26 protein-coding genes are annotated in these 23,733 nt (G+C 30.8%); 10 read left to right on the top strand and 16 right to left on the bottom strand.

All coding sequences use genetic code 11. The features are described from left to right. Positions 1-3 precede the first annotated feature (3 nt). The 5 genes from O9267_RS10345 to O9267_RS10325 form a co-directional block, all read right to left on the bottom strand. The gene (locus O9267_RS10345) at positions 4-1,539 is read right to left on the bottom strand and encodes a hypothetical protein (RefSeq protein ID WP_298179010.1); all 1,536 of its coding nucleotides are present in this window, start codon (positions 1,537-1,539) and stop codon (positions 4-6) included. Continuing rightward, the gene (locus O9267_RS10340) at positions 1,529-2,080 is read right to left on the bottom strand and encodes an RNA polymerase sigma factor (RefSeq protein WP_298179008.1); all 552 of its coding nucleotides are present in this window, start codon (positions 2,078-2,080) and stop codon (positions 1,529-1,531) included. Before O9267_RS10340 ends, O9267_RS10345 begins: the two co-directional genes overlap by 11 nt. Before the next feature lie 40 nt (positions 2,081-2,120). Beyond that, positions 2,121-3,419 carry a hypothetical protein gene (locus O9267_RS10335; protein WP_298179007.1) on the bottom strand — a complete coding sequence of 433 codons (1,299 nt, stop codon included), beginning with the start codon at positions 3,417-3,419 and terminating at the stop codon, positions 2,121-2,123. A 151-nt stretch (positions 3,420-3,570) separates the two neighbouring features. Continuing rightward, on the bottom strand, positions 3,571-4,050 hold the full coding sequence (locus O9267_RS10330; RefSeq protein ID WP_298179005.1) for a hypothetical protein: 480 nt from the start codon (positions 4,048-4,050) through the stop codon (positions 3,571-3,573). Between the two features lie 86 nt (positions 4,051-4,136). Beyond that, positions 4,137-5,093: a hypothetical protein gene (locus O9267_RS10325; protein ID WP_298179003.1), complete on the bottom strand. Its 957-nt coding sequence runs from the start codon at positions 5,091-5,093 to the stop codon at positions 4,137-4,139. Between the two features lie 103 nt (positions 5,094-5,196). Between O9267_RS10325 and O9267_RS10320 the strand changes: the two genes are divergently transcribed. Then, positions 5,197-6,282, top strand: coding sequence for a fatty acid desaturase (locus O9267_RS10320; protein ID WP_298179001.1), 1,086 nt, complete (start codon positions 5,197-5,199; stop codon positions 6,280-6,282). Between the two features lie 34 nt (positions 6,283-6,316). Here the strand turns inward: O9267_RS10320 and O9267_RS10315 are convergent, their stop codons facing one another. The 3 genes from O9267_RS10315 to O9267_RS10305 form a co-directional block, all read right to left on the bottom strand. Further along, complete coding sequence (locus O9267_RS10315) at positions 6,317-8,467, bottom strand: polyribonucleotide nucleotidyltransferase (protein WP_298178999.1); 2,151 nt, start codon at positions 8,465-8,467, stop codon at positions 6,317-6,319. A gap of 165 nt (positions 8,468-8,632) precedes the next feature. Beyond that, the gene (gene rpsO, locus O9267_RS10310) at positions 8,633-8,899 is read right to left on the bottom strand and encodes a 30S ribosomal protein S15 (RefSeq protein WP_298178997.1); all 267 of its coding nucleotides are present in this window, start codon (positions 8,897-8,899) and stop codon (positions 8,633-8,635) included. A 112-nt stretch (positions 8,900-9,011) separates the two neighbouring features. Continuing rightward, a complete protein-coding gene (locus tag O9267_RS10305) occupies positions 9,012-9,467 on the bottom strand; it encodes a GAF domain-containing protein (protein WP_298178994.1) in 456 nt (151 codons plus the stop codon). A gap of 71 nt (positions 9,468-9,538) precedes the next feature. On the opposite strand from O9267_RS10305, the gene xrtF reads away from it, so the two are divergent. The 9 genes from xrtF (at position 9,539) to O9267_RS10260 (ending at position 16,181) form a co-directional block, all read left to right on the top strand. Next, entirely contained in the window at positions 9,539-10,096 is a 558-nt protein-coding gene (gene xrtF, locus O9267_RS10300) for an exosortase family protein XrtF (protein WP_298178992.1), read from the top strand. Further along, the gene (locus tag O9267_RS10295; protein ID WP_298178989.1) at positions 10,086-10,511 is read left to right on the top strand and encodes an exosortase F system-associated protein; all 426 of its coding nucleotides are present in this window, start codon (positions 10,086-10,088) and stop codon (positions 10,509-10,511) included. The genes xrtF and O9267_RS10295 overlap by 11 nt, the downstream gene beginning before the upstream one ends. A gap of 105 nt (positions 10,512-10,616) precedes the next feature. Further along, positions 10,617-11,027 carry a lipocalin family protein gene (locus tag O9267_RS10290; RefSeq protein ID WP_298178986.1) on the top strand — a complete coding sequence of 137 codons (411 nt, stop codon included), beginning with the start codon at positions 10,617-10,619 and terminating at the stop codon, positions 11,025-11,027. A gap of 12 nt (positions 11,028-11,039) precedes the next feature. Beyond that, positions 11,040-11,582 carry a hypothetical protein gene (locus O9267_RS10285; protein WP_298178984.1) on the top strand — a complete coding sequence of 181 codons (543 nt, stop codon included), beginning with the start codon at positions 11,040-11,042 and terminating at the stop codon, positions 11,580-11,582. Between the two features lie 147 nt (positions 11,583-11,729). After that, positions 11,730-12,119 carry a hypothetical protein gene (locus O9267_RS10280; RefSeq protein WP_298178982.1) on the top strand — a complete coding sequence of 130 codons (390 nt, stop codon included), beginning with the start codon at positions 11,730-11,732 and terminating at the stop codon, positions 12,117-12,119. Positions 12,120-12,170: 51 nt separating this feature from the next. Further along, entirely contained in the window at positions 12,171-14,177 is a 2,007-nt protein-coding gene (locus O9267_RS10275; RefSeq protein ID WP_298178980.1) for a TonB-dependent receptor, read from the top strand. A 96-nt stretch (positions 14,178-14,273) separates the two neighbouring features. Continuing rightward, complete coding sequence (locus O9267_RS10270) at positions 14,274-14,618, top strand: metal transporter (RefSeq protein ID WP_298178979.1); 345 nt, start codon at positions 14,274-14,276, stop codon at positions 14,616-14,618. A 35-nt stretch (positions 14,619-14,653) separates the two neighbouring features. Next, the gene (locus O9267_RS10265) at positions 14,654-15,406 is read left to right on the top strand and encodes a DUF2490 domain-containing protein (RefSeq protein WP_298178977.1); all 753 of its coding nucleotides are present in this window, start codon (positions 14,654-14,656) and stop codon (positions 15,404-15,406) included. Positions 15,407-15,500: 94 nt separating this feature from the next. Further along, positions 15,501-16,181 (top strand): VTT domain-containing protein, encoded by a 681-nt coding sequence (locus O9267_RS10260; RefSeq protein ID WP_298178975.1) that lies wholly within the window; start codon positions 15,501-15,503, stop codon positions 16,179-16,181. A gap of 241 nt (positions 16,182-16,422) precedes the next feature. On the opposite strand, the gene groL is transcribed toward O9267_RS10260, so the two are convergent. The 8 genes from groL to miaB form a co-directional block, all read right to left on the bottom strand. Further along, a complete protein-coding gene (groL, locus tag O9267_RS10255) occupies positions 16,423-18,054 on the bottom strand; it encodes a chaperonin GroEL (protein WP_298178973.1) in 1,632 nt (543 codons plus the stop codon). Between the two features lie 57 nt (positions 18,055-18,111). Then, positions 18,112-18,387: a co-chaperone GroES gene (locus O9267_RS10250; protein WP_298178971.1), complete on the bottom strand. Its 276-nt coding sequence runs from the start codon at positions 18,385-18,387 to the stop codon at positions 18,112-18,114. Positions 18,388-18,527: 140 nt separating this feature from the next. Further along, the gene (gene secG, locus O9267_RS10245; RefSeq protein WP_298178970.1) at positions 18,528-18,875 is read right to left on the bottom strand and encodes a preprotein translocase subunit SecG; all 348 of its coding nucleotides are present in this window, start codon (positions 18,873-18,875) and stop codon (positions 18,528-18,530) included. A 2-nt stretch (positions 18,876-18,877) separates the two neighbouring features. After that, positions 18,878-19,735, bottom strand: a complete 858-nt coding sequence (locus tag O9267_RS10240) for a tetratricopeptide repeat protein (protein ID WP_298178968.1) — start codon at positions 19,733-19,735, stop codon at positions 18,878-18,880. Positions 19,736-19,770: 35 nt separating this feature from the next. After that, positions 19,771-20,274, bottom strand: coding sequence for an LptE family protein (locus tag O9267_RS10235; protein WP_298178966.1), 504 nt, complete (start codon positions 20,272-20,274; stop codon positions 19,771-19,773). Positions 20,275-20,330: 56 nt separating this feature from the next. Continuing rightward, positions 20,331-21,593, bottom strand: a complete 1,263-nt coding sequence (locus tag O9267_RS10230; RefSeq protein WP_298178964.1) for a sigma 54-interacting transcriptional regulator — start codon at positions 21,591-21,593, stop codon at positions 20,331-20,333. 83 nt (positions 21,594-21,676) lie between these two features. Further along, positions 21,677-22,048 (bottom strand): GxxExxY protein, encoded by a 372-nt coding sequence (locus O9267_RS10225; RefSeq protein WP_298178963.1) that lies wholly within the window; start codon positions 22,046-22,048, stop codon positions 21,677-21,679. Between the two features lie 88 nt (positions 22,049-22,136). After that, positions 22,137-23,585, bottom strand: a complete 1,449-nt coding sequence (gene miaB / locus O9267_RS10220; RefSeq protein WP_298178962.1) for a tRNA (N6-isopentenyl adenosine(37)-C2)-methylthiotransferase MiaB — start codon at positions 23,583-23,585, stop codon at positions 22,137-22,139. Between the last annotated feature and the right edge of the window lie 148 nt (positions 23,586-23,733).

Raw genomic sequence — 23,733 nt, 5'->3', positions numbered from 1 at the left:
TTACTAATTAGTTTTAAATAAATCGAATTCAATTCCAGTTAAGATGTTAAAGATATAAGAGTCTGACTTTCTATTTTCAATATCTTTGAAATGATATTTAATCATTGGTTCAACATTTATTTTTATTCTTTTAGAAATTTTATAATCAAGACCTAAGCCTATGTTTGCCCCAAAACTTTGTTTCAAAAGATTTCCAGTTTTTCCAATTTTATATTTTAAACCGTTTTCAGTTACTATTGAAACTTCATTTTTTTCTAGTAGCAGAAAATTAACACCAAAAATTGCATTAAAACCTACTTTTTTCTTTAATATCTTATATTTTATTTCAAATGGAATATCGGTATAAGATAACTCTTGAAAAACAGACATTGATTTTGAGTTGTTAGACTGGCTATATATGAATTGATTTGAAACCCCTGAATCATAATCTATATTTGAAAAGTTAGAAGTATTTATTGTTACATTTTGAGTGCTATATTTTATGTTATTTTTTCCGTATCCAAGTCTAATACTAAGATTGTCGGTTCCTTGAAAACATAAGTAAGCTCCATAGCTTAGTTGTGTTTTTGATGTTGTAGGGTTGTTTTTTAAGCTGTTATCTAGTATGAAATTTTCATTCAGTGGTTTATAAAAAGTTGGTGTTCCATATATAAAAACAGTTACATATCTTTCTTTCTCTATAATTTTGCTGACAGAATCTTTTTTTGTTTTTAGAGCTTCATTTTTCTTTTTGATACTGTCTTTACTAATTTGATTTAGCTTTTCTTTTTCAAGTTTATTTCCAGTTTTCTGGATTGATAATTTTTCGTCAGAAATTAACTTGTCTTTTATAATAACATTAGAATCTTTGTTCTCATTTGAACTTGATGTTGAAAATTTAGTATTTCCCTTTTCGCTGTTCTTTGATGAACTATCATTTTGAAAAATGTTAGTGCCAAAGTTATTTTTTTCAAGAATACTACTAGATTTTTTCTTTTTTAATTTTCTTTTTGAAACTGATCCTATTTTTTTTGATTTGAATGTAGATTTATCTTCTTTACTTTTTAAAGCACTTATCCTTTTGTTTGAAGTAGATTTTTTGTTATACGCATGTTTTTCATTTACTGGATTAGAGTTGTTTAGCGTTGTTTTTGAAACCTTGTTGTTCTTTGTAGTAATATTTATTTTATTGTTTTCTTCAATTTTTTCTGATGCTTCATTAGTGAGATTAGTATGTTTTGATTTAGCTTCAATTTTAATTTGATTAGAATCTTTAGATTTATTATTGGTGTTATTTCGGTTTTCTTTTATTTTATTTAATCTATTTTCTAAGTGGATTGTGTCATTATTCTTAGGTTGATTTAATAAAAGTTTGCTCGTTATGAGAATGCCTAATGAAATTATCAAAAGACTTGAAAGCCAATATAGTAAAAAAACTTTTTTAGACTTTTTTTTGTCTAATTCAGTTTGAATAGCATTCCAACCATTTTCATTTGGAGATTTGTCCAAACGATTGATTTTTTCTTTCAAAATCGTTCCTATATCTTTTCTATTTCCCATTTTCTATTGAGTAATTATGGAATGAATTTTTTGACTTTATTTTTTCTTTCAAAATAACTTTTGCTCTATGCAAGTTTGATTTTGAAGTACTTTCAGATATTGAAAGCATTTGAGCAATTTCTTGATGTGAATAATCATCTAACTCGTATAAGCTAAAAACTAATCGATATTGATGCGGTAATTCTTGAATAATTGATAAGATATAATCTAGTGAATATTCTAGTTCATCTTCATCTATTGTCGTATCTTGGATATTGTCATCTTTTAAAGTAATATGTTGGAGTTTCTTTTTATAGCTATCAATAGCTTTATTTATGGTAATTCGTTTCATCCAACCTTCAAACGAACCTTTGTTATCAAATTTTTTAATGTTGGTGAAAATCTCAATAAAAGAATTATGAAGGTTATCTTCAGCTTCAGTTTCGTTTGCGCAATATTTAAGACTCAACACGAAAAGAGTTTTTTTATACAAATGGTATAACTCTTCTTGTGCTTGCCTATTTTGCTTTATGCAAGATTTTATGAGGTTTTCTAGATTCAAGAATTTTTTTTGTTTTAAATATACGTTTCTTTTTTTGAATTTAGAAATATCTAATAACCCTAGCTTTTGTAGGTATTATTTCAATTTTTAATTGAGTAATTACTGCTCCGTTTGAGAAATCTATTGCTATTGCGTTATTTTCATCAACTTGTGTTGAACTCCAATAATGAGAGTTTGTTAATGATCCTAAATTTTCATTTTTTAAATTTTGATACATTAAGGCAAGTTCTTCTTCTGAAGGTAAAAACCAATCTTTTATATTGTTTATTTCAAAAATGAGAGCCTCTCTACTAGCGACAGTTCCATTATTTGCTGAGTTACAAATGCTTGGGTTCAAATAGTAATTGAATAAATTGTCATGATAATTTGTCGTTAAAATTGAGTTTAATAATCCTTTGCCAATTTCAGGACTATTTGTGTTTTCAATTAATGTTCCAAAGCAACCCCATTCTGTCGAATTAGTGTCTAAAGGTGCTGCTTCCATGTATCTCCAACCTTCGCTATAGCTTCCTTTGTCATAAAAAACAATTCCTCCAGCTGGACCTGTATCGCCTATTTGATATTCTATTATTGACTCACATGATTTTCTTAAAATAATATCTTTCAATTCGTTTTTTATTACTATATCTTCATTAATCAATTCTATTTCCCTGTCAATATTCCAATCTTGAGCAACTTGGGATGAGCCTTCTAGATTTATATTTATATGTAGTTTATTGTCAACATACAAGAATATCCATGTTCCTGAATAAGTAGTTCCATTGTAAGTGTATTCTAAAGAACCATTACTGTTTGTGTTAAAATACCCGCTGGAGTATTTGTTGTCGTTTTCTATTGTATAGGGTATTTTCCAAATACAAACTGATTGTTCTCCACCAAATGTATTGTTGCAATGGTTTATTATGTCTTCTTTTGAACAGCTTTCTATTGCTAATTTTAATTCAGAATTGTTATTTACAGAAAAAATTTCGCCATCTTCCAATATTGTATTTATTGGATAACTTATGCTTATTTTTTGGTCTATAGGAAGGTTTTCTAAAAACAAACTAAATTGCTGGTCGCTTGTTAGTAATACATTTCCAATTTGAGCTGAAGTAGTATCATAAACTAAAACTTTAAAAGGATAAATAAAATCTAGGCATACAATATTTTCAGTTGGGTTGCCTTTATCATTTGTTACGTTTTCTAACAATGTGTATAATTCAGAATTCTTTTCAATCTTTTCAGAATTACTAGAGTTGTTAGCACTGTTGTTTAACAAGCTTTCATCCAGAGGTTCTACTTGGCATGATATAAATAAGGACGTTAAGATTATGACAATTTTTTTAATAGATCTCATGACTTTTTGTTTTATATTTAATAGTCTTCAAAACAAAAAAAGGTTGCGTGAAGAATAAAATAAAACCAAAAACCCCAACTCAACTAAATGAATTCGGGTTTTATCTAGTACTACTATTAAACTTTTATAAAGTTAAATTTTAAAAAATCAATCAGTTTTCAAAATCAAAATCATCCCAATTTATAGGGTCATTGTAGTCATCATCACTTGGAGGAATTGCACCTGGTGGATTGAACAATTCCCATTCGTCCCATAAATAATCTGATTTGTCAAAACTAGCTACCCAGTCTATAAAGAGTAATCTAAATTCTTCAATTTCTTTGCGAATTAGTTCTACATAATCGTTAGATGTAAAACCTTCATGGTAGCGTAATCCGCCAACAAAAACGTATAAATCCATGACGCATTGTCTTATGATTGCTGCGTTTTGCATTCTTATACTATACAAGCCAACACTACTGGCACCAGCTAATTTTGCACAAATCATCATGCTGTCGCTCATCATTAAACCAGCTTGTGATTGTAAAAAATCATCTTCTTCTGGAATGGCGTTTACCAAAGCTTCAACTTGTTTAAAAATGGAGTCAGCTTTTTTAATTATAGGAGAATCTTCTTTTCTTTCTCTAGGCATTTTTTGAATTTTTAGGAGTATCAAATTTAATTATTTTTTGCTTCCTAAAATAGAAAAATGAGGTAATATAGAATAACTAATTTTTTTTAAAAAAGTAAATCAACTTGATTATTTAATCGTTCTAAGTAATAATCAATTTTTCTATTGGCTCTATTAAAAAATAAATTTTGTTCTTTAATTCCTGATTGATTTAAAGATTTAGAATTCTGAATTTGCTGCTTGAAAAACTGATGTACATTTTTGCAACTTTCCAAATTGTCTGTTATAAAATAACCTAATAATGTATAAGGAATAAACATTGTGAGCTTTTTATTGGTTTCGATTAGCATGTTATTATTCAACAAAATCAATTCATTGTAATAGATAGAATAGTTAGAATTTGATTGGTTAGATTTTTCTTTTATCAAATTCAAAATGCGTTTTAAATCTAAACATAAAGCTTTAGCACTATTAAAATTAAGTAGCCCTGATTCATAAAAATATAATATTTGCTGTAAACTACTATTGATAGTCGTGTCATTCCAAACTTCTTTTACTGTAACTTTTTCATATATTTTTTTCAACTTTTGCGTATGTTCCATAAACGATTCATCAACAACAAAATTTTCAAAAGAAACATCCGATTGATTTGGATTTAACAATTTCAACCAAACATAAGCTTTGAATTTTGAGATAATGGTTCCATCCATAAAGTAAAATAGCGGAATATCTTTTGCAGAATAATATAAGGTTACATTTTCATTACTTGCTAAATGTTCAATTCTCTCTGCCGATTTTTTAAAATATGAAAGCATATCGTTTAACGAAGTGATTTCAATAGTTTTCTCAACAATAACTTTATCGTTCTTCAAAAATAATTTGTCTAATGAAATATTAAAATGATTGGCCAATTGCAATGTTTCATCTATAGAAAACTTACTTTTTACTGAAACTCTTCTGTGAGCAGCATCATAACTAATATTGAGTATTGCAGAAATTTCATCATTCAATGAAGTTGAAGTGAGCTTTCTAATTTCCTTTAAAAGTAGTTCTTGATTGTTCATATTTTGTGATAATCACAAATATATAAAATTTATTTATTATTTATCGCCAATTCAATTGTGTTTATTGCAATAGTTTTGGTGAATAATTTTAAAACTAATTAGTATGAAAAAACTAAAATTTAATAAATCTGCTGATCAAAAATTGTTTTATTCTTCTTTAAAAAACAAAGTTTATTCAGAAATTGATGTTGCAAAATATAGTTATGGAACAATTTCTTTTTGGATAAAAGGATTGTTTTGGTTTATTGTTGCATACGGAAGTTATATGTCACTTTTTTTATGTGATAGTAAACTTTACTTTTGGATATTGTTTTTAATTTTTCAATTATCTGGTTTGTTGATTGGATTTTCTTTAGGTCATGATGCCTCACATAATACAGCATTTAAAAACAAAAAGGCAAATCAAGTTTTACATTTTTTTAGTTTTATTACGGTTGGTATTGATCCTTTGTTATGGGGTTTGCGTCATATCCGTTCTCATCATCTGTATGCAAATGTTGAAGGTAGTGATATAGATATTGATGAGAATCCGTTTTTAAGGTTAGCTCCTTGCCATAAAAGAAAATGGTTTCATAGTTTTCAATATATTTACGCGCCTTTTGTGTATATGTTGGCATTACTACATTCTGTTTTTATTGGTGATTGGATATATTTATTTACTAAAAAGTATAAATGGATGAGAGCAGGAGTTAATGAGGTTGAGTTATATTTAAGATTTTCTGCTTTTAAGATTTTCTATTTTTTGTTAGTGTTAGTTTTACCAATCTTATTTACAAATAATCATTATTATTTTATAATTATTACATACTTGACTTCAAGTGCTTTCACTTCATTACTGTTTGTTGTAATGCTTGTTGGAACACATTTTTTTGAGGAAGCTCTTTATCCTGACATTTCAGACGATATGCTTACTGATTCTTGGGCTGTTCATCAATTGAAAACAAGTTGTGATTGGAATGCTAATAATTATTTTGCACAATTTTTAAGTGGAGGCGCAAATTGTCATGCTGCTCATCATTTGTTTCCAAATTTATGTCATACCTCTTACGATTTGATAAATCCTATTATTGAAAAAGAGACTTTAAGTTTTCAATTACCATATCATAATAAGACACTTTTAAATATGATGAAATCTCATTTCAAACATCTTAAAGAAATGGGTAAAAAACCAAAACCCCAATTCAACTAAATGAATTGGGGTTTTTATTTATATGGAAAATTTATTATTCCGCTTTAGGAGTAATTTTATTTTCTTCTCTTGGAGGTCTTGGTAAAAGTGCTTTTCTAGAAACTTTTTCTTTTCTAGTTTTTGGATCAATACCTAAATATTTCACCATAAACACATCGCCCATATTAACTACATCAGTAACATTTTCTGTTCTTTCCCAAGCTAATTCTGATACGTGTAATAAAACTTCGTTTCCTGGAGCAGCAGTGTATTCTACCACAGCACCAAAATCAAGCATTTTTATTACTTTTACTTCGTAAGCTTCACCCATTTGTGGTTTGAAGATGATAGAATCAATTTTAGCTAAAACAGCTGCAATTCCATCTGGATCAGTTCCTAAGATTTCAACAACACCTTGTTCGTCAACTTCATTAATAACTATAGTTGTTCCAGTAGCTTTTTGCAATTCTTGAATCACTTTTCCACCAGGTCCAATTAAGGCACCAATGAAAGCACCAGGAATGGTACGCATGATGATTTTTGGAGCGTGAACTTTAACATCACTATTTGGTTGAGGCAGCGTTTCTAATATTTTTCCTAAAATATGTAAACGTCCATCACGAGCTTGAGCCAAAGCTTGCTCCATGATTTCATATTTCAATCCATCAATTTTGATGTCCATTTGACAAGCTGTAATTCCTTCAGAAGTTCCAGTTACCTTGAAATCCATATCTCCTAAATGATCTTCATCACCTAAAATATCAGATAAAACCGCAAAACGATCTCCGTCAGTAATCAATCCCATTGCAATTCCAGAAACAGGACGAATCATTTGAATTCCAGCGTCCATTAATGATAATGTTCCAGCACAAACTGTTGCCATAGAAGAAGAACCGTTGGATTCTAATACTTCAGAAACCACACGAATTGTATAAGGACAATCAGCAGGAATCATGTTTTTCAATGCTCTTTGTGCCAAGTTTCCGTGACCAACTTCTCTTCTTGAAGTTCCTCTTAACGGACGAGCTTCTCCTGTTGAAAATGGTGGAAAATTATAGTGTAAATAGAATTTTTCTTCTCCTTGTTCAGATGGTGAATCAATTTGGTTAGCTTCTCTAGATGTTCCTAAAGTTGCTGTTGCCAATGCTTGAGTTTCTCCACGAGTAAACAATGCCGAACCGTGAACGGATGGTAAATAATTTACTTCACTCCAAATAGGACGAATTTCTGTAGTTTTTCTTCCGTCAAGACGAGTTCCTAAATCTAAAGTTACATTACGAACAGCTTCTTTGTTGACTTTGTAGAAATATTTTCCAACTAAATCGCCATTTTCTGCTAATTCTTCTTCTGTAAACAACGCTTTTACTTCTTCTTTTACAGCATCAAATGCAGCTGAACGTTCGTGTTTAGCCGAACCTTTGCTAGCAATTGCATAAATTTTATCGTAAGATGCTTCTCTAACTTTAGCGTAAATTGCATCATCTGATTTTTCTTGTTCATAAGTACGAACTTCTTTTTTTCCAAATGCTGCTGCCAATCTTTCTTGAGCGTCAATTTGTACTTTAATATGTTCGTGAGCAAATTTAATTGCTTCTACCATTTCTTTTTCTGAAATTTCTTTCATTTCTCCTTCTACCATTGCGATAGAATCTCTAGAAGCTCCAATCATCATATCAATATCTGATAATTCTAATTGTGCTCTTGATGGATTGATGACAAATTTACCGTCAATTCTTCCAACTCTAGCTTCAGAAATCAAAGTTTCAAAAGGAATGTCAGATAAGGCAAGTGCTGCCGAAGCTGCTAAACCTGCTAATGCATCTGGCATAACTTCATCATCATGAGACATTAATTGAATCATAACTTGAACTTCTGCATGGTAATCTGATGGGAAAAGTGGACGTAAAACACGGTCAACTAATCTCATTGTTAGCACTTCGCTATCACTTGGGCGCGCTTCTCTTTTGAAGAAACCACCAGGGAAACGACCTGCTGCTGCAAATTTTTCACGATAATCTACTGTTAACGGTAAAAAATCGATACCTGGACTTGCTTTTCTTGCGGAAACTACTGTACCTAAGATAACAGTATTTCCAATTCTTACTACTACAGAACCGTCAGCTTGTTTGGCCAAACGTCCTGTCTCGATTGTGATGCTTCTGCCATCACCTAAATCGATTTTTTCTACAAACAATTGTGGAATCATAAATTTAATTCTCTAAGTTAAACATGGGTTTTAGTTGTGTTGTTGTTGCGTAGTTATTGCCTAAAACCCAATGAAAAACTAAACTTTTTTATTCTTACCCCTAATGGAAATATTCTATTTTTATTTAAAAAAAAAGAGGCGCGTGAGCACCTCTTTATATTTGAATTATTTTCTAATTCCTAATACTTTTATAATCTCACGATATCTGTTGATTTCGGTTTTCTTCAAGTAGTCAAGAAGACTTCTTCTTTTACCTACCAACTTTACCAATGAACGCTCTGTATTATAATCGTGACGATTTTTTTTCAAGTGCTCAGTTAAGTGATTGATTCTAAATGTAAACAAGGCAATCTGTGCTTCAGATTTTCCTGTGTTTGTTGCTTCTCCGTGTTTAGCGAAGATTTCTGCTTTAACTTCTTTAGTTAAGTACATGCCAATATTCTTTAAATGATTATTATGTATGAACTAGGCGTTTCCTAATTCGTGTGCAAAGGTAAAAAAAAATACGAATTACGAAATACGAAATACGAATTTTTTTGAATTTCTAATAAAGTTTCGTAACTTCTTGATTTACATATTCTAAAAACGCTTCATCTTCATTAGTAAATGGATCAAGAACATGACTGTCAATGTCTATTTGACCTATGTTGATTCCATTTACGAAAAGCGGTACAACAATTTCTGATTTAACCGTAAAGCTACAAGCAATATAGTTGTCTTGTGCCGATACATCAGGAACTACAAAATTTTGATTAGAAACAGCTACTTGACCACAAATTCCTTTTCCAAACGGAATTACAGTATGATCTGTTTCTGCACCAGCATAAGGACCAAGATGCAAGGTTTTAGCTTCGTGATTGGCAAAGTAAAAGCCAACCCAATCGTAATAGCTAATTTCATTTTTTAATAAATTGCATATTTCTTGAAGTTTTTCTTCTTTTGAAAAAGCTTCTTTTGCAACAATTGTACTTATCAATGGTTTTAGTTCTTGAAATGTCATTTTTTTAAATTTTGACAAAAGTATTTAATTAACCCAACTTAAAAATATATAAATTTGTTAAAAATTTTCTAGTGAAGCATTATTTAATCGAATACAAACCTTTTTTATTGTTTTTGGGTAAATTCTTAATCAGTTATTTGATTTTGACTTTTATTTATCAAAGCTATTTGAATAGTTTTGATGTTAAAAATCATGAAGTTGATGGATTCACACAAGTGGTTTCTAATCAAACAGAAAAGTTACTTTTACTTTTTGATTGTGATGTTAAAACTATGAAACATCCAACTGAGCCAAGTATAAAACTAAACTACAATCAAAAATGGATTGCGAGAGTTATTGAAGGTTGTAACGGATTAAGCGTTATAATTTTATTTATTAGTTTTATAATAGCTTTTTCAGGAAAAATAAAAACTACTTTAGTATACATTCTTTTTGGAATAATTGTAATTCACATTTTAAACGTTACACGAATTGCTTTGTTGGTTGTGTTAATGTATCATTTTCCTGAATATAAAGAGTTTCTTCATGGTGTTTTGTTTCCATTGTTGATATACGGAACCGTGTTTTTGCTTTGGGTAATTTGGGTAAATAAATTTTCGTTTTATGCTAAAAAATCTATTGAAAAATAAAGTACGAGTTGGTGTTGGAATATTTTTAGTGTTACTTCTAATAGCTATAAGAGCTTTTGAAAACACTATTTTTTATGATCCTTTTTTGATTTATTTCAAAAGTGAATATGCTAACTTGCCTTTGCCTCAAACCAATCCTATTAAGTTATTCTTGAGTTTGGGATTTCGATTTTATCTTAATTCGATGATTTCGTTGGCGTTGTTGTATGTTATTTTTAAAGACAATAAAATCATCAAGTTTTCTATTTTCTTGTTTTCGGTTTTTGGAATCATTTTGATGGTAAGTTTCTTTTTTACACTGAAATTCTTTCCTGCCGAAAAAATGACGTTGTTCTATTTACGTCGTTTTATTATTCAACCAATTTTTCTAATTCTTTTTGTACCAGCTTTTTATTATCAGAGAAAAATGAAATAATTATAATAGGTAAAATACTATTGTAAATTAGGGTTTTACCTAATTCTGTTTAATTTGTTTAAGGGTAGTTTTGTATTCAACTTAATTAACTTAAACATTTTAACTATGAAAAAAATTCAACTTTTATTTTTATTAACATTCATTATGGTAGGCTTTGTTGCTTGTGATAAAGAGGATGAAAAATCATTGACTGACCAAAACAAAGAAAATCTTATTGGAAATTGGAAATTTGTTTCGAGTTCAACTAATGGAGTTCAAGATAATAATGGAACTTGTGAAACGATGTCAACGATTTCTTTTACTAGTGATAAAATTAACGGAACTGATTACTGGGGAGAAAACTGTTCAGAAAGTGAAAATTACTCATACAATTATACAGTAAATGATAATTCTATAACAGTTACTACAGCTGATGGCACTTTTATAAGTGAAATAGTAACTTTAAATGCTACAGGATTAGTGATAAAAAATGTTGTCGAATCTGAAACATATTTGTCAGTTTACATAAAACAATAAAAATAATAAACCATGAAAAAAATTCAACCTTATCAAAGAGTAATTGCATTATTTCTTGCAACACTAATGCTTACATCATGTTCTGTAGGTAAATCTTCTTCGGCAACAGCCAAAACATTAGATATTTACGGAGCTGGTGTCATTCACAAACCAACATTGGTCGATTTAGAAGTGAAGGATACGAAGACATCTGGAACTTCATCTGGAAAAATTTTAGAAAAATCAGTTGATGTTATCAAACACGAAGCAGTTGTAAACGCTCTTAAAACCTTCAATTCAGATGTTTTAATAGAGCCAAAATTTGAAACAGAAACAAGTAAAGGTGTAACGACTGTTTCAGTAAGTGGTTTTCCTGCAAATTATAAAAATTTCAGAGCTATAAAAGCTGAAGATATTCCTCTTTTGCAAGCAGGAATTACTCAAAAAGCTGCTACTTATGAGCCACCAGTTGTAACTCAGAAAAAATCAAAAGGAACTGGATGGTTAGTGGCTGGTGTAATAGCAGGTGGTTTACTTATTGGATTGGCAGCTTCTTCGGCTACCGCAACCGAATAAAAATTAGTTTGTTTTTTTGTTTTAGTTAGATTGCGCTTTCATCTTATTTGGTGGAGGCGTTTTCTCATTTATGTAAATTTTAAGATTTCAATCCATTCTTTTTCATAACTTTGCTTCATTCAAATTAGAAAGCACATAAGTTTATTTTTGGCATTTTTCGTTTTGGTTTCCAATTCGGGATTGGCTTTTAATGTGCATTATTGCGAAGGGAAAATTGCCGCAATTTCTTCTGTTTTTTCAAAAGAGGAAGTGTGCAAGATGCCTGTAAAAAAAGCAAAATCTTGCTGTGCAAAGGAACAAGCAACACACAAAAAATGTTGTTCGGATAAAGAAGTAAAGCTTGAAAGTAAAACGGAGAAAGTAGTTATTAAAACTATTTCTTTCAATTTAGATTCGGTTTTTGTTTTTCAGGATTTCAACTCTTTTGATTTTGTTTTTTCACCAACAACTGTAACAACTCAAAATGTTACTTACTATTGCGATGCTAATGCGCCGCCATTCTACAAACTCTATTGTCAATTCACGCTTTTTGGTTAAAATTTGATATTTAATTAGTTACAACTATTATAAATATTAAAATTTTAAAACATGAAAAAATATGCGTTATTCGCAATATTCCTTTTTTCTACAATCGCTTTTTCTCAAGAAAATTTAGAGGAAGTAAAGGTAGAAAAAAAGCAAAAAGGAATTAAAAAATCACTATCGCTTACTTCAAATACTACGTTAGTTTCGAGCAAGGAATTATTAAAAGCGGCTTGTTGCAACCTTGCCGAAAGTTTTGAAACCAATCCATCAATCGATGTTAATTTTTCGGATGCTTTGACAGGAACCAAACAAATTAAAATGTTAGGTTTAACAAGCCCGTATTTGATGATTACAGAAGAAAATATTCCTTCGGTTCGTGGTGCTTCACAAGCATACGGATTATCATTTACGCCAGGAACTTGGGTTGAAAGTATCCAAATCACAAAAGGTGCAGGAAGTGTCGTAAATGGTTATGAAAGCATTTCGGGACAAATAAATACCGAATTATTAAAACCACTAAAAGACATTCCGTTTTTTCTGAATGCTTATGGTTCAACCGATTCAAGGTTTGAATTGAATACACATTTCACTAAAAAAATATCCGATAAATGGGCGACAAGTTTGTTTCTTCACGGAAATACAAGAGTTGCCAAAAACGATATGAATCATGATCATTTTCTTGATAATCCAATCGGTAAACAAGTAAATGTTACCAATCGTTGGCAGTATTCTAATGCCGAAACGGGTTGGGTTTCTTTTTTCAATATTAAATTTATGAGAGATGAAAAACAAACTGGTGAATTTGATTTTGATAAAAAAAGAGATAAACTAACGACTAACTTTTGGGGTTCAGAAATCAATACCGAACGATTGGATTTTACTTCAAAAATTGGGTATGTTTTCAAAGACATGCCTTATCAAAGTATTGGTTTTCAAAACGCTTTTAGCAATCATAATCAAGATTCTTATTTTGGATTAAATCAATATGATATAAAGCAACAAAGTTATTATTCAAATTTAATTTTTAATTCAATCATCAATAATACGATGCATAAATTTTCGACGGGATTGAATTTCACTTATGATAAATATGCCGAATTTGTGAATCTAAACGATGTTAGTAGAGTCGATAATTCTGTTGGTGCTTTTTTTGAATATAATTTTGATAACCTTGATAAGTTTAGTTACACACTTGGTGGTCGAGTTGATTATCATAATAGGTTAGGAGTATTTGTTACACCAAGATTGCACGTAAAATACAATCCTTGGGAAAAATCAGTGTTTAGGTTTTCTGCTGGTCGAGGAAAACGTGCTGCCAATATTTATGCCGAAAATCAAAATCTTTTTGCAAGTTCAAGAGTGTTTTCAGTTTTAGATACGAACGGAAAAGTTTATGGCTTAAATCCAGAAATTGCTTGGAACTATGGTTTGAGTTTTACACAAAATTTCAAATTGTTTCAAAAAAATGCAGATTTTACAATTGATTTTTATCGAACTGATTTTCAAAATCAAGCAATTGTTGATGTTATGCAAAGTTCGCAACAGGTTTTGTTTTATGATTTAAAAGGAAGTTCGTATGCCAATAGTTTGCAAGTTGATTTTAATTTAGAAATTATTAAGCATCTTAATTTGAGAACGGCCTACAAGTATTATGACATTGCAACCGATTATCTATCTGGAACTTTTCAGCGACCATTGCAAGCCAAACATCGGTTTTTTGGAAATCTAGAATTTGAAACACATATCAAAGAAAAAGGTCAACAATGGAAATTTGATTATACATTCAATTGGTTAGGTAAACAGCAATTGCCAATAACGTCAACAAATCCAGTTGCGGACAGATTGCCAACATTTTCGCCTTCGTTTGCAGTTATGAATACGCAAATTACAAGAACATTTTCAAGCACATTCGAAATGTACATTGGTGGAGAAAATATTGGGAACTACAAACAAGAAAACGCTATTTTAGGTGAACATAATCCTTTTGGAACGCATTTTGACACCTCAATTATATATGCGCCTGTTTTTGGTCAAATGTATTATGCTGGTTTGCGTTTTAAAATAAAATAGAAATCAATTACAATATCAAAATTCAAATTCAATAACAATAAAATATAAAAAAATGAAATCGAAGATTCTCGAATACAAAAAAACAAATATAAAAGCATGAGTAAAAATATAATTTTTGGAATGTTGTTACTGTTTGTAGCACTTTCAGCACAAGCACAAGAAACAAAAAATAAAAACGCTAAATACGACACCGAAGTCAATGGTAATTGTGAGCAATGCAAAAAGAGAATTGAAAAAGCCGCTTATTCTGTTAAAGGCGTAAAAAGTGCAGAATGGCACATTGATGATCATACTTTACATTTGATAATTAATGAAGAAAAGTGTTCATTGCTAGATGTAAAAAAAGCCGTTGCAAAGGTTGGACACGATACAGATGGAGTAAAATCTACCGATGGAGATTATGAAAGACTTCATAGTTGCTGTCTTTATGAAAGAAAATAAAGTTAGTTGTTTTTTTATTTTGGTATATTTACAAAATGAGAAATAAAACAGCTATAGTTGTAATAAAAATAATCTTGTTGCTATTTACAACACAATTTTTTTCACAAGAAATAAAAAATAATCAAGCCAATTGGTTTTCTTATGTTGGACAATATAATGTTTCCCCTAAGCTTGGTTATCATATAGAAGCCAGTTTTAGACTTGATGATGAGTTGAAAATGAGTAATCAAAATTTGTTTCGTTTTGGTGGTTTTTATAATTTGAATAAAAATGCTTCGGTTACTATTGGTTACGGATTGATTAATACTTTTAATAAGGATTTAGATGAGTATTTTAATGAAGATAGAATATGGGAACAATTTCTGTTGAATAATAAATGGAATGATAACAAAAATAATTTCACCAATAGATTTAGACTTGAACAAAGATTTGTAGATGATATTCAACTAAAAGATGATGTTGTACAAAAAGTCGCAACCAATTACCAGAATAGACTTCGATATTTGAATAGACATGTAATTCATTTGTCCAATTTTAAATCAGGTAATGAAGAAATGTATCTTGTTTTGCAGGATGAGATTTTTGTAAATATTGGTGATAATAAAGTGAATTCAAAGTTTTTTGATCAAAATAGATTTTTAGCTGGCATAGGGTTTAATTATAAAAATAGTATTCGGTTTGAAATTGCCTACATGAATCAGTTATTGAACTCAAAATCAGGAAGTGATGTTATGAATCATACTGTTTCATTAACATTATTGCAAAATTTGATTTTTTATAAAGAATAAAAATATGTTATATTTAAGTCAAAAAAGCAAGTAAGATTACTAAATCAAATAAATTATAATTACTTTCACGCCCTAAAATAATACGCAATTTTTTATGACAGATTTTGATTGGAAACAACTCTTCAACCCTGAATTTTATATTCTATTAGAATTTGGCGGTGTTAAAATAGGTTTGTATGTCGTTTTATTCATCATTTTTGCCGAAACTGGCTTGCTTGCAGGCTTCTTTTTACCAGGCGATAGTTTGTTATTTCTATGCGGAATATACAGCGAAACTTTAATGAGAGAATTTTCATTAGGAAGCGATTTTCTTAACGTTACTTTGCTTGCAACATTAATTTCGCTTATGGGTATTTTTGGAAATATGTTTGGCTATTGGTATGGACAAAAAAGTGGGAATTATTTGTTTAAAAGACCTGATAATTTTATTTTTAAAAAGAAATACTTATATGACGCTCAAAACTTTTTTGAAAATCATGGAAGCAAAGCCGTTCTTTTTGCAAAATTTATTCCGATAGTTAGAACTTTTATACCTGTAATTGCTGGTATAGTTGGAATGGACAAGAAAAAATTCATGTTTTTTAATGTTATTGGTGCCTTTTTATGGTCGTTTTCGTTGATTTTTGCAGGTCATTATTTGTATAAGTTTTTCCTTGACACCTATCAAATAGATTTGAAACATTATATCGAATATATTGTAATTGGTATTGTATTGGTTACGACTTTGCCAGTAATTTTAAAGTTTATCAAGAAAAAAGTTCATTTAGAAGAATAGAATTGAAAATAGGAGCGAATGGCTTGGGCTTTTTTCAGTGATGGTAATTCCTGCTACTGGAACTCGCTTTAACTTCGTTAAGAGCTCAAACAATTCCAGTATCAGGGCTAGTTAGTGAATCATTTTTGTGAAATTATGATAATATACTAAAAAGAAATAAAACAAAATCCGTCAAGTTTTTCAACAAGACGGATTTTTTATTTTAACCTCGTACTTCGAATATTGTACTTCGTACTTAGTTTTACATCATTCCTGGCATTCCACCGCCCATTGGCATTCCGCCACCAGCGTTTTCTTCTTTAATTTCTACTAAAGCACATTCTGTAGTTAGAATCATTCCTGCTACTGAAGCTGCATTTTCTAGTGCTACACGAGTTACTTTTTTAGGATCGATGATTCCAGCTTTTAGCATATCCACATATTCATCCGTTTTTGCGTTATAACCAAAATCGCCTTTTCCTTCAGAAACTTTTGCTACTACTACTGAACCTTCAAGACCAGCATTTTCAACAATAGTTCTCAACGGAGATTCAACTGCACGGAAAACAATTTGAATTCCTGTAGCTTCATCAGCATTATCGGCTTTTATTGATGCTAAGGCATTTTTAGCTCTTAAAAGCGCAACACCACCACCAGCAACAATTCCTTCTTCTACAGCAGCGCGAGTTGCGTGTAAGGCATCGTCAACACGGTCTTTTTTCTCTTTCATTTCCACTTCAGAAGCGGCACCAACATAAAGAACGGCAACACCACCAGCTAATTTAGCTAAACGCTCTTGCAATTTTTCTTTGTCATAATCAGAAGTCGTAGTTTCCATTTGACCTTTGATTTGGTTTACTCTATTTTTGATTAAATCTGCATTTCCTGCACCATTTACAATTGTTGTATTGTCTTTGTCAATTGCAATTTTCTCAGCTGTTCCAAGCATTTCTAATGTTGCATTTTCAAGTGTATAACCACTTTCTTCTGCAATTACAGTTCCACCAGTTAAGATAGCGATGTCTTCTAACATTGCTTTTCTTCTGTCGCCAAAACCTGGAGCTTTTACAGCTGCAATTTTTAACGCACCACGAAGTTTGTTTACTACTAAAGTTGATAATGCTTCTCCATCAACATCTTCTGCTATAATCAATAATGGTTTTCCAGATTGAGCAACTGGTTCTAAAACAGGCAATAATTCTTTAAGAGAAGAAACTTTTTTGTCGTATAAAAGAATGTATGGATTTTCTAATTCAACATTCATTTTTTCTGGATTTGTAACAAAATAAGGAGATAAATATCCTCTGTCAAATTGCATTCCTTCTACAACATCTACATAAGTTTCAGTTCCTTTTGCTTCTTCAACTGTAATTACACCTTCTTTTCCAACTTTTCCAAAAGCAGTAGCAATTAAATCACCAATAACTTCATCATTATTAGCAGAAATAGAAGCCACTTGTTTGATTTTTTCTGATGAAGAACCAACTTCTTGAGCTTGTTTTCCTAAATCGGCAACTATTGCTTCAACTGCTTTATCAATTCCACGTTTCAAATCCATTGGATTAGCTCCAGCAGCCACGTTTTTCAATCCTTCTTTTACAATTGCTTGCGCCAAAACGGTTGCAGTTGTAGTTCCATCTCCAGCTAAATCGTTAGTTTTTGAGGCAACTTCTTTCACCATTTGAGCACCCATATTTTCCAATGGATCTTTCAATTCAATTTCTTTTGCAACGGTAACACCATCTTTAGTAACGTTTGGTCCACCAAATGATTTTCCAATAATTACATTACGACCTTTTGGTCCAAGAGTTACTTTTACTGCATTTGCCAATGCGTCAACGCCACGTTTTAATCCATCACGTGCTTCAATATCAAATTTTATATCTTTTGCCATTTTGTTGTTTGTTTATATTTTAGTCTTAATACTTAATTCTCAAAATCTTAATACTAATTAGATTATTGCTAGAATATCATCCTCACGCATTATCAAATAATCTTTTCCGTCAAATTTTAGATCGGTTCCTGCATATTTACCGTAAAGGACACTATCGCCAACTTTTACAGTCATTGGCTCGTCTTTTTTTCCATTTCCTACTGCTACAACAGTTCCTTTTTGAGGTTTTTCTTTGGCAGTGTCAGGAATGATAATTCCAGAAGCTGTTTGTGTTTCGGCAGCAGCTGGTTCAACAATTACGCGGTCTGAAAGAGGTTTAATACTTAAACTCATAATCAATATATTTTAATTAAGTTATAATTTATTTGTTGTATTCGTTATTTCAGAAATTATGCCAACACATAAAAACTGACATTTTGCCAAAAAAAATGCCAGCTTTGACAGGCTGGCATTTCAATTTGTTTTTTTGAATATTATTTTGCTGGAGCAACAGGCGCAGTTGTAGCTGGCGCTTTTTCTGCTGGTGTAGTTGCTTTAGCTGGCGCAGCAGCTTCTGTAGTATCGATGATTTTAGAATCTGAATCGCTTAATGAACCTGTAAAGCTCAAACTTGATAATAAAATTAATGCCATTAATACTGCTGCTAATGTCCATGTACTTTTATCTAAAAAGTCAGTTGTTTTTTGAACACCACCAAGCATTTGTGATCCACCAATAGAAGATGATAAACCGCCTCCTTTAGGATTTTGAACCATAATGACGATGATTAATAAAAAACTAACTATAGTTATTAAAACTAAAAAAATTGAAAATGTGCTCATTGTTATGTATTATTATTTTGTTGTAAATTTTTAATATCTAAAATTCGGTCTGCAAAGAAACTACTTTTTTCTGGATATTTCAAAATTAATATTTCATAAGCTTGAATTGCTTTTTGATATTTATGTTGTTCCAGATAAACTCGTGCCAAAGTTTCGGTCATTAAATAAGAATTATCTTCTTTTGAAGGCTCGAAAATAAAGGTGGAGGCAGTAGTATTTGGTTTAATTTGTGGGATTTTCGGATTGGCTTCAATGAATTTATCGATTAACTCATTTTTTTTTTGCTTTTCTAAATCAGTTTCAGAAATTTCGTTTGTAATTGTATTTTCTTCTCTAATTATAGGTTTTGCTTTTGCCAATTGTAACCATTCCTGAAATGAATGTTTCTCTTTTGACGAAAATTCAAGTGGTTTTCCTATTTCTAAATTTTCTTTTGCTATTTCAAAAACAGGATCAGCAACTATTAAAGTTTCTTCATTTTCTTCAATCTCGTTTCCAGATGCTTTTATAGAATCTATAATTGATTGCTCAATCTTAAAAGGAGCAACTACAACACTATTCTCTACAGAAATTTCTAAAATTTCGCTTTCACTTGGAGTCGTTTTTTCTTCATTGATGGTTGTAAACTCATCCGAAGTAATAAAATCGAACAAAACACTTCTGTCGGTTGTATGTGCAGCTGTAACTTTTAGAGCGTAGTTATATTTAAAACTATTTTGATTGTACAACCCTTTTAAATACAAGGCGCGAGCGCTTTGGAAATACGGAAATTCTTGCACAACATTTTCCAACGCCGATGTTTGTGTATCATTGACGAAAAAAGGTTTGTTGAGTAAAGTTGTAATTTCCGAGGTTGTCATATTTTAAATTAAAGCTGTAAAATTATGAAAATAAATTACCATTTAGCGAGTGTGTCGTTAAAAATATCTTGTGTAATTCTTTCAAAAATTTCTTCAAGAGCATTATCTAATTCTCTTCCGATTAGTTGAGAAGTGGCAGGATAGTCATAAAAGAATGAATATCTTTTTTCAAAATCGTCTGTATCCTTGTTTTTGTTGCTGTATCTAAGATTTACTGCAATAGTAACTCTGTTTTGTGCGGCTTTAATGTCGGCTGTTGCTGTCATTGGTGTGATTCTGAAATCTACAATTTCACCTTCATAAAGTAAGTCTCCACCAGAACTAATCAAGTTAAGATTGGTTTGATTTTGAATTAAATCTTGTAAGCGCAAAGTAAAAGTTCTTTCGATTCCCGGTTGCACAATTTCTGCATTATTTTGAAAATAATTTACCTGAAATGTTTTGGCGTCAATTTTCCCTGTTCCTGTAAAATTGTATACCGAACAGCTATTTATCGAGAACAAAACAATGATGGCAACTATAAAATGTATTTTTTTCATAAGTGTTTATTCAAATACTTTCCGTTTCAAAAGTACATTATTTGACTATATTTTTTTTATAAATCAAATTGTTTAATTTTTCTATACAAAGTTCTTTCAGAAATTCCCAATTCATCGGCAGCAGCTTTTCTTTTTCCTTTGTTTTTTTCTAATGACTTTTTAATTAATTCGATTTCTTTTTGTTCTAATTTCAGAATTTCTTCTTCTTCAACTGTTTCTGCAAAAAGGTAATTGTCATCGTTTTCCTGAAAATCATTGTCTTCGTTTTGTGCTTTATATTCAGGTTTGTAAACAGCAGTTCTTGGTTCTTCTTCAAATGAAATTTCACTTTCGTTAGAACCATAAATTTTCTGAATCAAATTGGTGTTGATTTCCTGAACTTTTGCTGAACCATTTTTCATCAATTCCAAAGTTAATTTTTTTAAATCATTCAAGTCACTTTTCATATCAAAAAGCACTTTGTATAAAATATCTCTTTCGGTAGAAAAATCATTTTCGGCTTTTTTTCCACCAATTACGCTTGGTAAATTATTGCCTTCTTGGGGTAAATAAGATAAAAGTGTATTGGCAGAAACATCACGATTAGTCTCTAAAACAGAAATTTGTTCGGCAACATTTCGCAATTGACGAATATTTCCGCTCCATCTAAATTTTTGTAAAACTTGAACTGCATTTTCATCCAATTTTAATGGAGGCATTTTGTATTTATGAGCAAAATCTGCAGAAAATTTTCTGAAAAGCAAATGAATATCGTCTTTTCGCTCACGAAGCGGCGGCAAAGTAATATCAACCGTACTCAAACGATAATACAAATCTTCGCGGAATTTCCCTTTTTCGATGGCTTCAAATAAGTTAACATTGGTTGCGGCAACAATACGAACATTGGTTTTTTGAACTTGGGAAGAACCAACTTTGATAAATTCACCATTCTCGAGAACACGAAGCAATCGCACTTGCGTTGTCAATGGTAATTCTCCAACTTCATCAAGAAAAATTGTTCCACCATCGGCCACTTCAAAATAACCTTCACGAGTTCCAGTTGCGCCTGTAAAAGCACCTTTTTCATGTCCAAAAAGCTCACTGTCTATTGTTCCTTCTGGAATGGCACCGCAGTTTACAGCGATGTATTTACCGTGTTTTCTATGTGAAAGCGAATGAATTATTTTAGGAATATTTTCTTTTCCGACACCGCTTTCACCAGCTACCAAAACCGAAATATCAGTAGGAGCAACCTGAATAGCTTTTTCTATTGCACGATTAAGCTTTGGATCGTTTCCAATAATCTCAAATCGTTGTTTTATACTTTGTACTGTTTCCATATTTATTTCGTGAAGAGAGGAAATCTCATTTTTTTATTTTTGCCACAGATTAAAAAGATTTTCACAGATTTTTTTAACTTAAATTATATAACATATCTTTTATATTGAAGCGATTTAGTTTGAAAATTAACCAACAAGCCAATTTCTGAATCAGCTATTTTTAAGTAATTTAAAACTTGCGCAATGTGTTCATTAGAAAATTCTTTAACAGCTTTTACTTCTAATATTATATCTTCATTAACAATAAAATCAGCGTAAAACTTATGAGGCAATATTTTGCCTTTATATTCAATTAAAAATTCCTTTTCTCTTTCAAAAGGAATGTTGTTTTCTTTAAATTCAATTTCCAATGCATCTTTGTAAATGACTTCCAATAATCCTGGTCCAAGATTTCTATGGACTTCCATACAAATACCGATAATTTTATATGTTTCTTCTTCTCTATATCCTTCCATCACGTTTTATCTTTTTTAATCACATATTAATATGATTAAAAGAAATTCAAAAAATCTGTGAAAATCTTTTTAATCTGTGGCAAAATTTTTAATTCATTTCACTATAACCAACAGCTTTACCAATTAACGTTCCGCTGGTGCAATTGGTGATTTTTACGTTTACGAAATCTCCAATTTTGTAATTTTCTTTTGGAAAAACTACTGTTATACTTTGCGAATTTCTTCCAGACCAATCATTTGGCGATTTTTTGGATTCTTTTTCTATTAAAACTTCTACTGTTTGTCCTAAGAATTCTTGCGTTCTGAATGCACTGTGTTTTCTTTGTAAATCGACAATTTCTTGTAATCTGCGCAATTTTGTTTCTTCAGGTACATCATCTTCCATTTTTCTGCCAGCTAGTGTTCCTGGCCTTTCAGAATAGGCATACATGTAGCCAAAACTATATTTCACATGTTCCATTAAACTCAAAGTATCTTGATGATCTTCTTCGGTTTCTGTTGGGAAACCAGCTATCATATCTTGTGTGATACAGCAATTTGGAATTATTGAGTTGATTTTATTGATTAATTCAATATATTCTTCACGAGAATGTAAGCGATTCATTTCCTTTAAAATACGATTGCTTCCAGACTGAACAGGCAAGTGAATATGTTTGCAGATGTTTGGATATTTGGCAATTACATGTAAAACCTCTTCGTGCATGTCTTGCGGATTAGAAGTTGAAAAACGAATACGCATTTTCGGAAAAGCTACTGCAACCATTTCTAGTAATTGGTCAAAAGCAACAGCTGTAGCTTTTTGCATATCGGTTGCTTTGTCAAAATCTTTTTTCAACCCACCGCCATACCATAAATAGCTATCCACATTTTGACCTAAAAGTGTAATTTCTTTGAATCCTTGATTCCATAAATCCTGAATTTCTGTCATTATACTTTGAGGTTCACGACTGCGTTCACGACCGCGAGTAAAAGGTACAACACAAAACGTGCACATATTGTCACAACCACGTGTGATTGAAACCAATGCAGTAATTCCGTTGCTCATTAATCTTACTGGCGAAATATCTCCGTAAGTTTCTTCTTTGGATAAAATTACATTTATCGCATCACGACCATCTTCAACTTCGGCTAATAAATTTGGCAAATCCTTGTAAGCATCTGGACCAACAACCAAATCGACAATTTTTTCTTCTTCCAGAAATTGTTCTTTCAATCGCTCGGCCATACAGCCTAGAACACCTACTTTCATTTTAGGATTTACTTCTCTTTTGACAGCATTGTATTTTTCCAAACGCTTGCGAATGGTTTGTTCTGCTTTGTCTCTTATTGAGCAAGTGTTTACCAAAACCAAATCGGCTTCTTCTAAAACTTGTGTTGTATTGTAACCACCATTAACTAAAATAGAAGCTACGATTTCGCTATCAGAAAAATTCATAGCGCAACCATAACTTTCAATATAAAGTTTTTTGGTATTTTCTTTTTTATTTTCAAGAACTAAACTTTGTCCTTGTTTGTTTTCTTCAATAATCTTTTCCATAAGTCAAATTCTCTAGCAAAGATAATACTAAATTATAAAATCTGACAAGATGGCAGATGTGATTTAACAAAAGTTTTTAGAATTGAATTTTGAATTGAATAATTAAAAGGTTTAATAAATAGGCTTGTGAAGTCGTCAAAAAACTCAA

Origin of the sequence: Flavobacterium sp. (assembly GCF_027531705.1) — a bacterium.
Classification (GTDB): Bacteria; Bacteroidota; Bacteroidia; order Flavobacteriales; family Flavobacteriaceae; genus Flavobacterium.
Note: the sequence above shows the minus strand (reverse complement) of the source record. Positions and strands in the feature narration are given on the sequence as shown.

What these genes read in the sequence shown, in the direction of transcription:
- O9267_RS10290 (WP_298178986.1), top strand. Translation starts at nt 10,617, where the DNA reads ATGAAAAAAATTCAACTTTTATTTTTATTAACATTCATTATGGTAGGC.
- O9267_RS10330 (WP_298179005.1), bottom strand. Translation starts at nt 4,050, where the DNA reads ATGCCTAGAGAAAGAAAAGAAGATTCTCCTATAATTAAAAAAGCTGAC.
- O9267_RS10325 (WP_298179003.1), bottom strand. Translation starts at nt 5,093, where the DNA reads ATGAACAATCAAGAACTACTTTTAAAGGAAATTAGAAAGCTCACTTCA.
- rpsO (WP_298178997.1), bottom strand. Translation starts at nt 8,899, where the DNA reads ATGTACTTAACTAAAGAAGTTAAAGCAGAAATCTTCGCTAAACACGGA.
- O9267_RS10225 (WP_298178963.1), bottom strand. Translation starts at nt 22,048, where the DNA reads ATGGAAGGATATAGAGAAGAAGAAACATATAAAATTATCGGTATTTGT.
- O9267_RS10305 (WP_298178994.1), bottom strand. Translation starts at nt 9,467, where the DNA reads ATGACATTTCAAGAACTAAAACCATTGATAAGTACAATTGTTGCAAAA.
- miaB (WP_298178962.1), bottom strand. Translation starts at nt 23,585, where the DNA reads ATGGAAAAGATTATTGAAGAAAACAAACAAGGACAAAGTTTAGTTCTT.
- O9267_RS10230 (WP_298178964.1), bottom strand. Translation starts at nt 21,593, where the DNA reads ATGGAAACAGTACAAAGTATAAAACAACGATTTGAGATTATTGGAAAC.
- groL (WP_298178973.1), bottom strand. Translation starts at nt 18,054, where the DNA reads ATGGCAAAAGATATAAAATTTGATATTGAAGCACGTGATGGATTAAAA.
- O9267_RS10270 (WP_298178979.1), top strand. Translation starts at nt 14,274, where the DNA reads ATGAGTAAAAATATAATTTTTGGAATGTTGTTACTGTTTGTAGCACTT.
- O9267_RS10265 (WP_298178977.1), top strand. Translation starts at nt 14,654, where the DNA reads ATGAGAAATAAAACAGCTATAGTTGTAATAAAAATAATCTTGTTGCTA.
- O9267_RS10315 (WP_298178999.1), bottom strand. Translation starts at nt 8,467, where the DNA reads ATGATTCCACAATTGTTTGTAGAAAAAATCGATTTAGGTGATGGCAGA.
- O9267_RS10250 (WP_298178971.1), bottom strand. Translation starts at nt 18,387, where the DNA reads ATGAGTTTAAGTATTAAACCTCTTTCAGACCGCGTAATTGTTGAACCA.
- O9267_RS10260 (WP_298178975.1), top strand. Translation starts at nt 15,501, where the DNA reads ATGACAGATTTTGATTGGAAACAACTCTTCAACCCTGAATTTTATATT.
- O9267_RS10285 (WP_298178984.1), top strand. Translation starts at nt 11,040, where the DNA reads ATGAAAAAAATTCAACCTTATCAAAGAGTAATTGCATTATTTCTTGCA.
- O9267_RS10320 (WP_298179001.1), top strand. Translation starts at nt 5,197, where the DNA reads ATGAAAAAACTAAAATTTAATAAATCTGCTGATCAAAAATTGTTTTAT.
- O9267_RS10345 (WP_298179010.1), bottom strand. Translation starts at nt 1,539, where the DNA reads ATGGGAAATAGAAAAGATATAGGAACGATTTTGAAAGAAAAAATCAAT.
- O9267_RS10275 (WP_298178980.1), top strand. Translation starts at nt 12,171, where the DNA reads ATGAAAAAATATGCGTTATTCGCAATATTCCTTTTTTCTACAATCGCT.
- O9267_RS10235 (WP_298178966.1), bottom strand. Translation starts at nt 20,274, where the DNA reads ATGAAAAAAATACATTTTATAGTTGCCATCATTGTTTTGTTCTCGATA.
- O9267_RS10335 (WP_298179007.1), bottom strand. Translation starts at nt 3,419, where the DNA reads ATGAGATCTATTAAAAAAATTGTCATAATCTTAACGTCCTTATTTATA.
- secG (WP_298178970.1), bottom strand. Translation starts at nt 18,875, where the DNA reads ATGAGCACATTTTCAATTTTTTTAGTTTTAATAACTATAGTTAGTTTT.
- O9267_RS10240 (WP_298178968.1), bottom strand. Translation starts at nt 19,735, where the DNA reads ATGACAACCTCGGAAATTACAACTTTACTCAACAAACCTTTTTTCGTC.